The sequence below is a fragment of the Rickettsia senegalensis genome, from assembly GCF_056135685.1.
In genome coordinates this window covers 828042-843361 of the sequence record NZ_JBVYTQ010000001.1, presented here as the reverse complement: position 1 = coordinate 843361, position 15320 = coordinate 828042, and the positions used below count along the sequence as shown (strand labels likewise).

Below are 15320 nucleotides of genomic sequence, written 5' to 3'. Positions count from 1 at the left end.
AGTAATTAAAGACCTTTTATAGATTCAACACAAGTAAAAGCCGCAATTTTTAATATTTTACTATGTTACTGTGGCTTGTAAGATTTTATTCAGAAATATTGATAAGATTCTTGCAAGAATAGTTATTCATATTTCAAAAAAATCTTATAATTCGCAGCAAAAAAAATAAATTATCGGTTAAAATTTATTTATAGATAGCCTCTTAAACTTCTTTTATAGCCTCAACGCAAGCAAAAGTTGCTATTTTTAGTATTTCATTAGCTGTTGCTGTAGCTTGAAGTATTTGAATGGGTTTTTCAAAACCGTTTGTTATAGGACCTATGAAGCTATTGGATGAAAATTCTTGTAATAATTCAGTAGAAATAGCCGCTGAATTTAAACCAGGCATAATTAATACATTTGCAGATCCTGATAATCTACAAAATTTATATAATTTACGTAAATCACCGTCTAAAGCTACCTTAACCGACATCTCTCCATCATATTCAAAATCTACTTTCATGCCGCTCAGCTCTTCTTTGTCTTTACTAAAATTCTCTAGTATATTTACTGCTTCACGAATACGAGCTGTTTTTTCCTTAGAAGCATTACCGAAGCTGGAAAAAGAAAGAAGAGCAACTCTTGGGGTAATCCCCATATTTTTAGCAATTTCTGCCGTTTGTGTTGCTATTTGAGCAAGCTCTAAGCTGTTTGGATATTCAGTAATACAATTATCAGAAATAATAATATTATTGTCTTTAGCAATCATAATTGAATAGCCAAGGATTCTACGATTAGGTTTTGGTGAAATTACTTTCATGATATCTTCTAAACTATCGATATAGCTTTTAGTAACACCGGTTAAAAGAGCATCACCGTCACCGCAAGCTACCATACAAGCGGCAAAAATATTCTTATCTGTTTTAACAAGTTTAGCACAATCACGATATAAATAGCCTTTTCTCTGAAGTCTTTTATATAAATAATCAATATATTTCTCTAAACTATCAGTTAAAGCTGCATTCATTATTTGAATTCCGTCTAAACTAATATCTTGACCTATCTTTTTTAATGTAGCCTCAATTCGCTCAACACGACCAATTATAATCGGATGACCGTATTTCTCGTCTCGCATCATAAGGGCGGCAGAAATTACTTCTTCTTCCTCACCTTCAGCAAAAACAATCCGCTTAAGCGGTGCATTATGAATTTTTTCAGCTAAGAAATTCATATAGTTAGCAGTAGGGTTTAATCTACTACCCAATTCTTTCCTATATTTACCTATACTAAAATCTTTAACTCTAGCAACGCCGCTTTCTATTGCGGCAACGGCAACCGCTGCTGCTACTACGGTAATTAAACGAGGATCAAACGGTACGGGAATGATGTATTCCTTACCGAAAACCATCTTACGCCCTGAGTAAGCTTTATAAACCTCTTCCGGTACAGGTCTACGGGCTAAATCTGCAATAGCTTTTGCTGCTGCTATTTTCATTTCTGTATTAATGGTTCTCGCTCTTACATCTAATGCTCCTCTAAAAATATAAGGAAATCCCATAACATTATTAATCTGATTATTATAATCAGAACGCCCTGTTGCTATAATTGCATCATCCCGCACAAGCTTTATATCTTCAGGAGTAATTTCCGGATCAGGGTTAGCCATAGCAAAAATAATCGGATTATTTGCCATCCCTTTCACCATCTCTTTAGTTACCGCCCCTTTTACTGATAACCCTATAAATACATCTGCATTATTTAAGCTTTCCACTAAGGTTCTAACCTTAGTATCGCTTGCATATAGCTCTTTCCATTTATTCATACCTTCTAGGCGTCCTTTGTACACCACACCTTGTGTATCACATAAAATAATCTTTGATTTATCGACTCCAAGAGCAATTAATAAATCAATGCAAGCAATAGCGGCAGCCCCTGCTCCATTAACCACGATTTTTAAATCTTCAAGCTTGCGATTAGTAAGATATGCTGCATTTATTAGCCCTGCGGCGGTAATAATCGCCGTTCCATGCTGATCGTCATGAAAGACCGGTATATCCATTAAAGATTTTAATTTTTCTTCTATAATAAAACATTCAGGAGCTTTAATATCTTCAAGATTAATGCCCCCAAAACTATAACTGAGATATTTCACGGCATTAATAAATTCTTCAGGGTCTTCCGTATTCACTTCCAAGTCAATTGCATCAATATCGGCAAATTTTTTGAATAGTGCGGCTTTTCCTTCCATTACCGGTTTTGAAGCAGCCGCTCCTAAATTACCAAGCCCAAGTACGGCAGTACCGTTAGAGATTACGGCAACTAAATTACCGCGAGCGGTATATTTATATACATCCTCTAAATTTTTAGCAATTTCAAGGCAAGGAGCAGCTACACCCGGTGAATATGCAAGCGATAAATCTTGCTGAGTAACTAAAGACTTTGTTGCAGAAATAGCGATTTTACCCGGTTTATCTTTTTCATGATATTCAAGGGCTTCAGCATAATTTATTTTATTCATTTCATCCATTTTAGAAATTCCTGTTTTATTGTTTTGATTTTCCGTCATTGCGAACAGTTGTTGTTGCGTGGATACCCCCGAATCGTCATTTCCTCGCAAGGCGTTGTTGCGTGGAGATTAAAAAAAGTCAATATAGCGCTTAGAGTATAAAAATAATTAAATTTTATATAATTCTAAAAGCTATATTGAGCTTTCCCAAGGGCAATCATTTCATTTAATATATTTATCTTAGTAATTACTTCGTTTTTTCTTCCTTTCTCTGTTTTTTGTTGTAAGTTAAAGCCAAACGTTCGCTTCAACCTAAACATAAACGATTCAACCCTTGACCTTTGATGATAGCCGCTATTAATTTTCCATGCTTTTAAACCTTCATCAAAATTTTTATATTCTCTAATTCCTTTTATTACTTTATCTCTGTAAGCTAAATGTTCTTTCTCTACCTTGCTTTTATTCTTTAATTCATCTTGTGACTTAGATGTTCGTGCTGGGGGCATTAAATCTTGTACTCCCCAATCATATATTATCTTTCTAAACTCCTGCGTATCATAAGCTCCATCTGCTATAACGGTTTTAGCTTTGCCTGTTATCTCTTTGCTCATATCACCAACAACTTCACAGTCGTTTGTGTTACTATCCGTATAGGCTACAGATAGTACTTCCATACTATCTAAATCGACTGCTACATGTATCTTCTTCCACTGTTCTCTCTTACGATATAATCCATCCTTACCGTTATAATCCATCCTTACCGTATTTCCTTTGATGCCACCCACTGGTGCTATATACATTTACTCCGGTACTATCAAATACTATCTCTTTCCCTGAACCTTTCTCTTGTACTCCAATATTTTTTACTCGTAACTTTAGCTTACTAGCGATTCTTGATGCATGGGCATAATCCGGTATTCTTAAATCCTTACCCGCAAATATTTTGCTAAACATTCCTTCTGCAAATCCGCTTGTTGCTCGCCATGGCAATCTTAATAACAGCTTAATTGTTAGCAAATATTCATACATCTTGCTATTATATCTTCTCGCTCCTCCTTGCCTCTGTTCCCCTCCATAATATAACTCTTTTAAATATTCTTCACAAAATGTGAAAATTATTGTTCCTCTTTTCTTTAAACTTCTGTTATATTCTTTCCAGTTGCAAACTTTTTGTAGCTTTGACATACACACTTGTGGTTAAGTTTTTTGTCGATTTACTACTTTTCTTAGTTCGCAGCTACTTTTTTTATATCTACGCAACAAGGTCTCCTCGCGTGGACGCCAAATCGTCATTGCGAGGAGCGAAGCGACGTGGCAATCTCATGAGATAATAACAAACTCCTGAGATTGCTTCGTCAAAATTTTCAATTTTTCCTCGCAATGACGTGGTAAATTCACCCCATCACATACATAGTAATGGATATAGTAACCACTGAGAAAAAAGTAGTAAATGTTATAATCGACGCCATAGAATCAGGATCACCGTCAAGCTGACGAGATAGAACATAAGCCGTACTTGCACATGGAAGACAGCTATATAATATTCCTACCGATCTATCTATCCCCTCAATTGACATTAACCATAATACTATTACGCTAACTAGAGGAAATGCAACTAATTTAATAAAGCTTGTAAACATTACATTGTGTAAAAGCTCTCTCCTAATAGTAAAATTAAGCCCTGCTCCAACATTTAACATACCAATAGCTAAAGCAGCATTAGAAAGACTATCTAGTGTTTTCTTAAGCCCTAAATGTAATTCAAGATTTGAGTAATTAAAAACGAACCCTACTAAACTTGCGATAATTAAAGGGTTACGCACAATTAATTTCATCATTAAAACAAAACTAGTTCTAATAGTATTAGTAACGGATTTATTAGGGATATAATAAGCGAAAATCATTACCGATAAAATATTGGTAAAAATAATCATATAAGAAGAAATAACAGCAACAATAGAAAGCCCACTAGGACCAAGCAGCGGGCTACTTACTCCAAAAAAAATGTAGCTATTATAACGAATTGATCCTTGAAAAATGGAAGTAAATTGGATTTTATCTATATTATATTTTTTTTGGTAAATTATAAGACCAATTGATACAAGGATAGTAGAAATAATAAGAGCCACTACTAACTTAATTATCGATGCAACGCTTAAGTCGGCAGTAGATACGTAATTAAACAGCATGGCAGGAAATAGTACAAAATACGATAATTTCTCAATACCACGCCAAAATTCTTCTGAAGTTAACCATTTATTTTTGATAATACTACCAAGAAGCGTAATTAAAAAAATAGGTAACGTACTACAAAAAATTTCATTCATTTGTTAATAGTTTTTATTTTAACGTCATTGCGAGGAAAGGTGAAGCCTTGACGTGGCAATCTCATGAAACAATACAAAATTCTTGAGATTGCTGCACTCGCTTCGTTCGTTCGCAATGACGCTTAGATGCCCACGCAGGAATAACATTAATACAACGTGAAAGTATACGAAGATCAACTTCAAAAAGAGCAAGAAGTCCACAAGACGAGGAGCGGCAGCAGTTACTTAATACGTGAGCACTGCAGTACTTGTAGGACGACGTAGCCAATTTTTGAAGTTCTATCTACGTATACAACTTTCCTTCAACCAGCTTCATAGTTTCTTTTATACCGTAAAGCTTTATGAAAGTCCCAAGTCTTGGACCTTCGCTTTGTCCTAGCAATATCTGATATAGATCCTTGAAATAATCACGCAGATTTTCATATCCTGCTTTCATTCCTATATCATATATTGCTTTCTGAATCGCTTCAGCTTCGGTTTGATCAGATATGCTAGATAACATATCTAATATATCTTGTAAAATGACCTTATGCTTTTCGGAAACGACTAAATATGATTTATGTGCTTTAATAAAGTCATTATAATATCTTATAGCAAATTCTGCTAAGTGGTCAAGATAAGGACTAGTCTTTGAAGTTGCTTTTGGCTCATATTTGCTAATAAATCCCCAAAGTACCGATTTATCGGAAGGATTACACGCAGAAGTAAGATTTAAAAGCAACCCATAGGTAATACCAAAAGTCTCAATTTTCGGTACATTCCCGTGATGTATGTGATAAACTGGATTCGCAAAACGCTTTGCCCTATCTTCTTCTAAATGGTATTTCTGATTAAAAGTAATATATTCATCAACATTTTTAGGAATTACATCAAAAAACAAACGCTTAGCTCTAGTCGGATTTTGGTACATAAATAATGCCATACTTTCAACGGGAGCATATTTAAGCCAATCATCAACACTAATACTATTACCTTTTGATTTTGATATTTTCTCACCGTTTTCATCTAAAAATAGCTCATAACATAGCTGCACCGGCGGCTTACCTCCTAGGATTCGGCAAATTTCCGAATAAAGCCGAGCATTTGCTAGATGGTCTTTGCCGTACATTTCATAATCGACTTCTAACGCTGCCCAACGCATACCAAAATCCGGTTTCCACTGTAATTTGCAATGCCCTCCCGTTACCGGCACTTCTATATAATTACTGTCCTCATCTTTATATGTAACAGTGCCTGCTTTAGCATCCCATTTCTCTATAGGCACTTGCAGTACCTTACCTGTTTTCGGACATATTGGCATGAAAGGTGAATAGGTAGCCTTGCGCTCTTCTCTAAAAGTCGGTAGCATCAACTCCATTATCTCATCATATTTCTCAAGCACTCTTATCAGCATTTTATCAAACATACCGACTTTATAACAGTTAGTACTGCTATAAAATTCATACTCAAAGCCGAATTTATCAAGGAATGAACGAAGCTTTGCATTCATATAAGCCCCGTAACTTTCACATTCACCAAACGGATCAGGGATAGAGGCAAGCGGCATATCCATATACCCAGCTACCATTTCAGAATTCGGGATGTTACTTGGTACTTTACGAAGCCCGTCCATATCATCGGAAAAGCAAATTAGCTTAGTCGGAATATCGGATAATTGCTCAAACGCTTTCTGCACCATCACCATACGAGCATTCTCACCAAAAGTACCGATATGAGGTAAACCTGAAGGACCATAACCCGTTTCAAATAATACATAATTTTTTTCAGGAGCTTTACCGTTTAAGCTGTCTAATATTTTCTTAGCCTCAACAAAAGGCCAAGCGTTTGACTTAATAGCATCTTCCCAAATTTCTGACATTTATTTTTCTTGCACTTTAATTAATAATCAGTGACAATATACTAAATTTATTTATTTGTAAAATATCACTTGAATTTTTTACGATTTTAAAGAATAAACTAACGTCATTGCGAGAAGCGAAGCGGCGTGGTAATCTTGTAAAACATCCTGAGATTGCCACGCTCCCTTTGGTCGCTCGCAATGACGTTCCTTAAAAAAATAAAACCCATGCCATTTACTACTATTATAAATTACATCAGAAAAGATAGCTATAAAGTTCTACATTTAGGACTAATTGCAATTTCTATAATAGCACTTGCTACCGCTTATATTGCTGAATATATATTCCATTATACACCCTGCCCTTTATGCGTTTACGAAAGGTTTCCCTATTTAACGCTAATCAAAATTTGCTTAACTGCTTTAATCATCAGACAATTAAGCAAATATACTTTAATATTCATTCTCCTAACTATCCTTAGCTCTTGCATATTATCAACCTATCATAGCTTCGTAGAAAGAGGCATTGTACAACCAAGTGCCCTTTGCTCATCGATGATCCGTATCCCGAAAGACTTGTCTATACAACATATCAAGCAAATGTTCTACTCTCAGCCAATCACTTCCTGCACTAAACCCGCTATTAAAATCTTCGGTATTTCTATGACGGAGTATAATCTGCTCTTAAATATCACGCTTCTAATCTGTTTATTCCTCGTTTGGTTTTATCCAAAAAAATCTTAGTTTTAAAGCAACAGCAATCAATTTCATTCTCACTTTCGTAGAGAGGGTCATGCCTCCATATTGCAGTTACGCCTATTAAAAAGCTATACGTTCAATAAGAGTACCAATAACCTTATCATGAATATCCAATGACTTGGAAAAGCAGATTGTCTTACGTGCAAGCCTCTTGCATCTCGTTCTAAGGTTCAAGTTACTTCGTTCTATCCGTTGAGTGTATTTTTTACTGATAATATGCTTTTTAGGGTCTAATAACCTAGCATAACTCCCCCATCCATCTGTATAGTAAAAAGTCACCTTGAAATTCTCTAGTTTTTTCAGTAATGATTCTAATGTGCTATCACATCTTGTACCAAACGTATAAGCAACTACTTTTAACGAAATCTTATCCAAGGCATACCAAAGCCATCGTTGTCTGGATTTATTCTGTACATAAGACCATTGTTCATCTATCTCAGGAGCAATAATTACTTCTGTTGTACTGATAGAATGATTTATTGTTTTTTAATACTAGATTTTTTTAAAACACGGATAACTGTATTGATACCCACTTTTAATACTCTTACTGTATCTCTAACTCCAGAGCCGTTGATTGACATTTCTACTATTTGCTCCTTAACTCCAGGCTTAGATGCATTATTAATATACTCCAATTAAAAATATCGATTACACCGCTTGCATTGATATCTCTGTTGTTTTGAAATTGAATATCCTGACTTTATTACTTCTTCTGTGTTGTTACAATATCTACACTTAACATCTATTTTTGCCATAACTCCTTAACTATAATTCTCTCTTATTACTGTTTGAGGATTATAGACTATTTACTCTAAACTGCAATACGGAGGCACGACCAGAAATAATATTTTAGGTGGATGAGCTTTGCTAAGTGCCAGCAGTATAATTTGCTTTTCACCGCCGGAAAATTTACCTAGAGGCTGTGAAAGCAGCGATAAGAAACGCTTAGGCGAGCCTGTAAGCTCTAGCGCACCGCTAGAAGTTAACCGTTCATTATTAGGGAATCTACTTTCCCATAAAGTAATATTTTCTTCAAGGGTTAGCTCGGTAAATAGCCTCCCTTCAGCTTTTTGTGTTAGTGTAACCAGCGTACGGGCTTTCTGAGCTTTAGGTATTTTTTCGATTCTGATTTGATCTAAAAATACTTTCCCACTAGTAGACTTCAAATAACCGGCAAGTATTTTTGCTAAAGTAGATTTCCCGCTACCGTTGTGTCCCAGTATCACAACAAACTCTTCTTTAACAATATTTAAAGTAGTTTCAGCAATTATAGACTCACTTCTTTCCTTAACTTTGAACTGTATTTTTTCTGCATATAAATAAGGTTTCATAATTTTGTCTTTTTAATCGACAATGTACTCATTTTTTCCGTCATTGCGAGGAAAAATTGAAAATTTTGACGAAGCAATCCCAGGAGTTTATATTATTTCATGAGATTGCTTCGTCGGTGCCTATGGCATCTCCTCGCAATGACGATTTTCGAGCCATATTACTTCTTACCCACCGTACTGAGTGAAATAAACAATACTATCCCGAGTATAAGCTTAAGGTTTATGGGATCGATGCCGATTCGGAGTAAAACGCTCAGAGCAATAAAGTAAAATAATATGTCTATAAAACAAGAAAATATCTCTTTAAACGCATTAAAATTATTAGCATGAACTAAAATATGTCGCCCTATGACAATCGCACCGATACCGACTAATGCCACTCCAAAACCCATATTAATATCGGCAAAACCGTTTATTTGTGCCGATAAAGTGCCAGTTAAGGCAGCTAGGTAGTTGCTTATGCTAAGCCTAAGCGTACGATAAAGCTCAGCAGGTTTTCCTAAATTAATCAATAAATCTTTATTAAAACCAAAAGCTCGAAGGAACAAACCGAGCTTACCTTTCAATAAAATTATAACAGCAAATATAATAAGACAATTAATGATTATTAAAGGCACTAACTAATTTTCGAGATCTAATATAGATAGCAAAGTCGGCATACCAAGAACCGATATATTAGGACGCTGCATAATTTGCAAGTTAACGGAATAAAGCATAAAACTTGCAAGTATTCCGGCTATCAGCCCGTTAATGCGGTTATTTTTCTGCATAAAACTAACCATGCTGCCGATAATTCCGCCTGATATTACGGCAAATATTAATGCAGGCAATAACCTCAATGAAATAGTGCGGGCAAATACCGCCGCACCAAGTACATAAGTACCGTCTACGGTAAGATCGGTAATTTTCAAGATTCAATAACTTATATACATCCCTAAAATAAGCGGCAGCATTATTAAGGATTGCTCAAGAGCAGTAACTAAAATGTTCATGTTACTACTCTGTAAGTTTTTTTAATAAAAGGAAGTACGGATAAATTTTCCTTAGTAAGAATATCTTGTTTAACAAATGATTTAAGGTTAATAAATAAAGTTAAGTCTTGCATATCCCCAAACGGAATATCTTTCGGCTCTGTTCCTTGTAAGTTTTTTTGCCATTAACCCCGCTTCCACGCCTATTTGCTTTTCTTGCACTCCTACGGCAATAGTTGCTCCGCTAATTACCGAACCTTCATAGGAAGCAATTATCGGAATACGGCGTTTAAATGCTTCTTGCTTTAAAATATTAATTCCGCTAACTACCAAATGATCTTTCAGAATTACAAAACTCTGCGTATTTTCAGGAGCATTTTTTACAGCGGTCGGCATATCATTTAAATTTTGTCTCATTACCGTGTGCAGAGAAATATTGTTTTTTCCAGTATATAATTTTAACATTTCTACTTCAGGTATAACTTTCTCGCTACTGCTATAAATTAAAGTAATATTCTGTAAAAAAAGGTAATTTACTAATGGTGTCGGTGATTTTTATCTCATCGTTAACACCGGTAACTAAAGGTAGGTTTTTACTGTTAATCATAGCAGCAGCACAAACAATCGGTTTATTTGTTATATGAGAAATAACAGTTTGGCTGGTTGTCGTGCCTATGGGAATTATTACATCAATATCCTGATCTTTTATTTGCTTTACAATGGCAAGCAAAATATTAGAATCAGCATGAGCATTTTTAACTATAATTTCTGCATCTATATCTTTTAGCGACTCTTTAATTCCTGATATAATCTCAGTCATTGCGGCATGTTCAAGTGGAACAATGATTGCTACTTTTTTTGATCCGCATAAACTTCGGTTGTGATAAATAAAACAAAAAGAAAAGAAAAAAATTTTTGAAAAATATTAGAGATAAACATTTTAATATCCTGTCATAAGTTATAATTTAATAATCAAAATCTCAATTTGCATATAGCAAACATATAAACGCAAAAAATTATCTACGCCAACACCAATTTTGTATTAAACTATTCACCTTTAAAGATATCATAAATATTTTTAACTGTAGAAATATAAAGTAAAGATAAAAAACTTATCTTTCTTTGACTAGAAGCTAAATAGCCAAGAAAGCTCTACCTTAGAGGCTATCTGTAAATAAATTTTAAGGCTAATTAAATTATTTTTTGCTGCAAATAGTAAGATTTTTTTTGAAATACGAATAATATTCTTCCAAAAATCTTATCAATTTTTGCTAGAAAAGCTCTTTTAACTACTAATTAAACTTATTTATAGATAGTCTCTTAATTTTTAATATTTAGCACTATTTTAAGATTATGTCAATAACCAATAAATAGTATTACCTGAGATAACCATACTTCAATGTCATTCCCGATTTTGTGAAAAGTTATTATTGCATAAAGTTGCTACGTGGATCGATTGTACCTCTGTCATCCCGTGGCTTGACCTTATAGTACCGAGACGTTTTTGTTCTATGTCATTCCCGCGCGGCATTGTTGCGTGGACCGGTAAAACCCACTGTGTCACCTAGTTCGCTTGACCACGGAGGCCATAAAAATAATAAACAAATACTAATATTTTAGTATTTTTCTGGATATCGTGGTCAAGCCACGGTATGACACCGAACGGATTTTTTGGTCCACACAACAACACCTTCCCGCGTAGCGGGAATCCAGCATAAAGCAAGATAACTCGAGCTTTTAATTTTAAAACTTGCCGTATTTATGTTTTTTTACTGAATTCCCGCCTACGCGGGAATGACATAAACGAGCCGTGGGTCGTGCCTCCGTATTGCAGTTTAGAGTAAATAGTCTATAATCCTCAAACAGTAATAAGAGAGAATTATAGTTAAGGAGTTATGGCAAAAATAGATGTTAAGTGTAGATATTGTAACAACACAGAAGAAGTAATAAAGTCAGGATATTCAATTTCAAAACAACAGAGATATCAATGCAAGCGGTGTAATCGATATTTTTAATTGGAGTATATTAATAATGCATCTAAGCCTGGAGTTAAGGAGCAAATAGTAGAAATGTCAATCAACGGCTCTGGAGTTAGAGATACAGTAAGAGTATTAAAAGTGGGTATCAATACAGTTATCCGTGTTTTAAAAAAATCTAGTATTAAAAAACAATAAATCATTCTATCAGTACAACAGAAGTAATTATTGCTCCTGAGATAGATGAACAATGGTCTTATGTACAGAATAAATCCAGACAACGATGGCTTTGGTATGCCTTGGATAAGATTTCGTTAAAAGTAGTTGCTTATACGTTTGGTACAAGATGTGATAGCACATTAGAATCATTACTGAAAAAACTAGAGAATTTCAAGGTGACTTTTTACTATACAGATGGATGGGGGAGTTATGCTAGGTTATTAGACCCTAAAAAGCATATTATCAGTAAAAAATCACTCAACGGATAGAACGAAGTAACTTGAACCTTAGAACGAGATGCAAGAGGCTTGCACGTAAGACAATCTGCTTTTCCAAGTCATTGGATATTCATGATAAGGTTATTGGTACTCTTATTGAACGTATAGCTTTTTAATAGGCGTAACTGCAATATGGAGGCATGACCATATTTGGATTTTGTACTCTAGTAAATGCTCTAGTTAAAGATAAAAGTTCTCTTTCCATAGTCCTTGATAATTCTTTATAATCAAAAGAGATGTCATTTTCATATTGCCCTTCTTCTTCAGCAATATTATTTAAGAAATCACTTTCTATTGCTTTGAATAGATATTCAATTTTATTATTAGAAGTATTTTCATCGTCAGTTTTTAACTTTTCTTCTTCAGAATTATTAAAGAAATACTTTAAAGGCGTATTTAAAACTTTTGCAAAACATATAACCTACTTATAGGTATATCACATAAACCTTTTTCATATTTTTTAACTTGGAGAGCGCTAATATCTAAAGCTTGCCCTAATTCTTTTTGACTAATACCTACAGCAAGACGTCGTTCTTTTAAACGTTCACTTGCGAGTTTGTCCGGATGTTTTATTGAATCATTCATTTTAACAATAAGCTTTAATTATTAAAAATTAATTATTAATAAAGTCTATTCAACTTTAAATGTAGTATATATTACTTTATATTTAATCAAGCAACTTTATTAAAAATTTAATATAATAATGCTAAAACCCTTTAGTTATCAAGAATTAAGGCTAATAAATAATTAATTAATAGTATAAAAACGATGAGTAATAGAATAGTAAAATTACCAAATTGCGAGAATATAGTAGGATGGGTTAGTTTTTTAGGAATTAAACCTTGAGTATAATTTATTTCATTTAGATTTAGTTTTTTTATTGTTCTACCAAAAGGATCTACTATAGCTGAAATACCGTTATTTGCCACTCTAATCATAGGTAAACCGTTCTCTACAGCTCTACTTCTACTAATATGAAAATGCTGATATGGACCGCTTGATTTACCATACCATGAATCATTTGTAATATTAATTATTACATCGGCTATTTCATTATTCGTCCGTACAAAATCAGGAAAAATAGATTCATAACAAATTAAAGGTTTAATTTTAAGATTATATTTTTCAAGATAAACATGCCCTCCGTCTCCTTCTTTATAATCAATTAAACCGTGAGTTAATTTTTTAAACGGTAGTATCTTTTTAAGAGGCATATACTCACCGAAAGGTACTAAATGTGATTTATGATATTCAAATAATTTATGATCATTTTTATCAAGAGCATACATAGCTGAGTAAAGTTCAAATTCATCACCTTGTTTTTTATTATCCGAGATCCCTCCTGTTATCAAAATAGCATTTGTAGAATTTAGCATTTGTAATAATTCTGATTTAACTTGCGGTATATCATCAGGTACTACTAATGCTGCTTCAGACCAAATAATTAAATCGGTGGGTTCGGAATTTTCCGATAAATTAATATGTAGCATTAAATTATGCCAAAATTCTTCTTCATTCCATTTTTCGGTTTGAGGAATTGAAGGCTGCGCTAATCGTACTTTTATATCAGTGAAATTTGTAGGGTTATTACTTAGCCTTATGCTGCCATAAATAACAATTGCGGTTAATATTAAGACTGAACTAGCTAGTAATATTTTTAACTGAGTAAATTGCTTGCTAAATAAAGGATAAGCTGATGTAGAAATATATATAACTATAAAACTAAGTCCATATATCCCTAATATACTTAAAGGCTGTATTAAAATATCTGAAAACGAGAAAGCATAGCCGATCAAATTCCAAGGAAGACCGGTAAAAATCCACGAACGTACCCACTCGAATAATACCCAATATATGCAAAATATAAATTGATAATATTTATTATTCTTAGCAAAAAAGCTAAGCATACAGCTTGCCGATATAAAGAAGGCTAAAACTATAGGTAGCCCAAATAACGCAAAAGGAATTGCCCACCAAAAATCCGCAATATAAACGCTAACACCGATACTTATCCAATATATTCCACTTAAAAAATGCCCAAAACCGAATAAATAACCAAATTTTGCGGCTTCGTGCCAATTTTCGGATTTTTGAACTATATAACATAAGTAAGATAACGTTAATAATGCCGGTATAAAGAAAGTCGGAGCAAAAACTAAACCGCTTAACATCCCTAGCAGTAAACATATGATTTTAGGTTTATACATTTTTATCGATTATTTGTTTACAAAATAATACATCATGCTATCATTTCAGCAAGTTTTAATATAATGAGTAAATAAATGACTACGGGATTACTACAAGGAAAAAAAGGCTTAATTACAGGTATTGCAAATAATATGTCAATATCATGGGCGATTGCACAGCTTGCTAAAAAACACGGAGCAGAGCTATGGTTTACTTATCAATCGGAAGTACTAGCAAAACGAGTTAAACCACTCGCTGAGGAAATAGGTTGTAATTTTGTTAGCGAACTTGATGTTACGAATCCAAAATCAATTAGTAATTTATTTGATGATATAAAAGAGAAATGGTGTAGCTTCGATTTCTTACTTCACGGTATGGCTTTTGCTGATAAAAATGAATTAAAAGGACGTTATGTTGATACTAGCTTAGAAAATTTTCATAATTCTTTACATATATCATGTTATTCTCTTTTAGAACTCTCAAGGTCCGCAGAAGCCTTAATGCATGACGGCGGAAGCATTGTGACGTTAACTTACTACGGTGCTGAAAAAGTTGTACCTAATTATAATGTAATGGGGATTTCTAAAGCTGCGCTTGAGGTTAGTGTAAAATATCTAGCAAACGATTTGGGAGAAAATAATATTAGAGTAAATGCTATTTCGGCGGGACCTATCAAAACTCTAGCATCTAGTGTAATAGGTGATTTCAGTACTATGCTTAAATCTCACGCTGCAACCGCACCGCTAAAACGTAATACTACCCAAGAAGATGTAGGAGGAGCAGCAGTATATTTATTTAGTAATTTATCTAAAGGTGTTACCGGTGAAATTCATTATGTAGATTGCGGCTACAATATTATGGGAAGTAATAAATTATTGTAGGAGTTGATATCATTCTTGCGAAAGGTTTGTTTGTGTGGACACCGAATCGTCATTGCGAGCGACTGGAAA

9 protein-coding genes and 6 pseudogenes are annotated in these 15320 nt (G+C 33.9%); 4 read left to right on the top strand and 11 right to left on the bottom strand.

The features are described from left to right. Positions 1 to 202 precede the first annotated feature (202 nt). From AC0ODJ_RS04525 to AC0ODJ_RS04515, 3 genes are all read right to left on the bottom strand, one after another. Positions 203 to 2506 (bottom strand): NADP-dependent malic enzyme, encoded by a 2304-nt coding sequence (locus AC0ODJ_RS04525; protein WP_218460009.1) that lies wholly within the window; start codon positions 2504 to 2506, stop codon positions 203 to 205. 164 nt (positions 2507 to 2670) lie between these two features. After that, complete coding sequence (locus tag AC0ODJ_RS04520) at positions 2671 to 3240, bottom strand: transposase (protein ID WP_474464397.1); 570 nt, start codon at positions 3238 to 3240, stop codon at positions 2671 to 2673. After that, positions 3230 to 3670: a transposase gene (locus tag AC0ODJ_RS04515; RefSeq protein WP_121843865.1), complete on the bottom strand. Its 441-nt coding sequence runs from the start codon at positions 3668 to 3670 to the stop codon at positions 3230 to 3232. The genes AC0ODJ_RS04520 and AC0ODJ_RS04515 overlap by 11 nt, the downstream gene beginning before the upstream one ends. Before the next feature lie 63 nt (positions 3671 to 3733). Between AC0ODJ_RS04515 and AC0ODJ_RS04510 the strand changes: the two are divergent. After that, positions 3734 to 3871, top strand: a pseudogene (locus tag AC0ODJ_RS04510) (polysaccharide polymerase); the annotation flags it as partial. Between the two features lie 8 nt (positions 3872 to 3879). On the opposite strand, the gene AC0ODJ_RS04505 reads toward AC0ODJ_RS04510, so the two are convergent. Beyond that, positions 3880 to 4812 (bottom strand): AEC family transporter, encoded by a 933-nt coding sequence (locus AC0ODJ_RS04505; RefSeq protein WP_218460860.1) that lies wholly within the window; start codon positions 4810 to 4812, stop codon positions 3880 to 3882. 283 nt (positions 4813 to 5095) lie between these two features. Next, a complete protein-coding gene (locus AC0ODJ_RS04500) occupies positions 5096 to 6670 on the bottom strand; it encodes a lysine--tRNA ligase (protein ID WP_218460861.1) in 1575 nt (524 codons plus the stop codon). Between the two features lie 207 nt (positions 6671 to 6877). Between AC0ODJ_RS04500 and AC0ODJ_RS04495 the strand changes: the two genes are divergently transcribed. After that, positions 6878 to 7393 carry a disulfide bond formation protein B gene (locus tag AC0ODJ_RS04495; RefSeq protein ID WP_218460862.1) on the top strand — a complete coding sequence of 172 codons (516 nt, stop codon included), beginning with the start codon at positions 6878 to 6880 and terminating at the stop codon, positions 7391 to 7393. Between the two features lie 75 nt (positions 7394 to 7468). On the opposite strand, the pseudogene AC0ODJ_RS04490 reads toward AC0ODJ_RS04495, so the two are convergent. The 4 pseudogenes from AC0ODJ_RS04490 to AC0ODJ_RS04475 all read right to left on the bottom strand — a co-directional run bounded on the left by AC0ODJ_RS04490 (position 7469) and on the right by AC0ODJ_RS04475 (position 10649). Continuing rightward, positions 7469 to 8163, bottom strand: a pseudogene (locus AC0ODJ_RS04490) (IS1 family transposase). Positions 8164 to 8244: 81 nt separating this feature from the next. Beyond that, positions 8245 to 8739 (bottom strand): annotated as a pseudogene (locus AC0ODJ_RS04485) (ATP-binding cassette domain-containing protein); the annotation flags it as partial. 158 nt (positions 8740 to 8897) lie between these two features. Further along, positions 8898 to 9731, bottom strand: a pseudogene (locus tag AC0ODJ_RS04480) (ABC transporter permease). Beyond that, positions 9728 to 10649, bottom strand: a pseudogene (locus tag AC0ODJ_RS04475) (ABC transporter substrate binding protein). Before AC0ODJ_RS04475 ends, AC0ODJ_RS04480 begins: the two co-directional pseudogenes overlap by 4 nt. Before the next feature lie 956 nt (positions 10650 to 11605). Between AC0ODJ_RS04475 and AC0ODJ_RS04470 the strand changes: the two are divergent. Beyond that, a pseudogene (locus AC0ODJ_RS04470) lies at positions 11606 to 12299 on the top strand (IS1 family transposase). 280 nt (positions 12300 to 12579) lie between these two features. Here AC0ODJ_RS04470 and AC0ODJ_RS04465 read toward each other — a convergent pair. Beyond that, the gene (locus AC0ODJ_RS04465; RefSeq protein WP_256621211.1) at positions 12580 to 12768 is read right to left on the bottom strand and encodes a helix-turn-helix domain-containing protein; all 189 of its coding nucleotides are present in this window, start codon (positions 12766 to 12768) and stop codon (positions 12580 to 12582) included. 131 nt (positions 12769 to 12899) lie between these two features. After that, complete coding sequence (gene lnt / locus AC0ODJ_RS04460; protein ID WP_474465096.1) at positions 12900 to 14390, bottom strand: apolipoprotein N-acyltransferase; 1491 nt, start codon at positions 14388 to 14390, stop codon at positions 12900 to 12902. Positions 14391 to 14465: 75 nt separating this feature from the next. Here lnt and fabI point away from each other — a divergent pair, with 75 nt between their 5' ends. Continuing rightward, entirely contained in the window at positions 14466 to 15251 is a 786-nt protein-coding gene (gene fabI / locus AC0ODJ_RS04455; protein WP_218460280.1) for an enoyl-ACP reductase FabI, read from the top strand. The last annotated feature ends 69 nt before the right edge of the window (positions 15252 to 15320 follow it).

Bases quoted from the DNA above. Each gene is read 5' to 3' on its own strand.
- AC0ODJ_RS04525 (WP_218460009.1), bottom strand. From the start codon at position 2,506: ATGGATGAAATGAATAAAATAAATTATGCTGAAGCCCTTGAATATCAT.
- AC0ODJ_RS04520 (WP_474464397.1), bottom strand. From the start codon at position 3,240: ATGGATTATAACGGTAAGGATGGATTATATCGTAAGAGAGAACAGTGG.
- AC0ODJ_RS04515 (WP_121843865.1), bottom strand. From the start codon at position 3,670: ATGTCAAAGCTACAAAAAGTTTGCAACTGGAAAGAATATAACAGAAGT.
- AC0ODJ_RS04505 (WP_218460860.1), bottom strand. From the start codon at position 4,812: ATGAATGAAATTTTTTGTAGTACGTTACCTATTTTTTTAATTACGCTT.
- AC0ODJ_RS04500 (WP_218460861.1), bottom strand. From the start codon at position 6,670: ATGTCAGAAATTTGGGAAGATGCTATTAAGTCAAACGCTTGGCCTTTT.
- AC0ODJ_RS04495 (WP_218460862.1), top strand. From the start codon at position 6,878: ATGCCATTTACTACTATTATAAATTACATCAGAAAAGATAGCTATAAA.
- AC0ODJ_RS04465 (WP_256621211.1), bottom strand. From the start codon at position 12,768: ATGAATGATTCAATAAAACATCCGGACAAACTCGCAAGTGAACGTTTA.
- lnt (WP_474465096.1), bottom strand. From the start codon at position 14,390: ATGTATAAACCTAAAATCATATGTTTACTGCTAGGGATGTTAAGCGGT.
- fabI (WP_218460280.1), top strand. From the start codon at position 14,466: ATGACTACGGGATTACTACAAGGAAAAAAAGGCTTAATTACAGGTATT.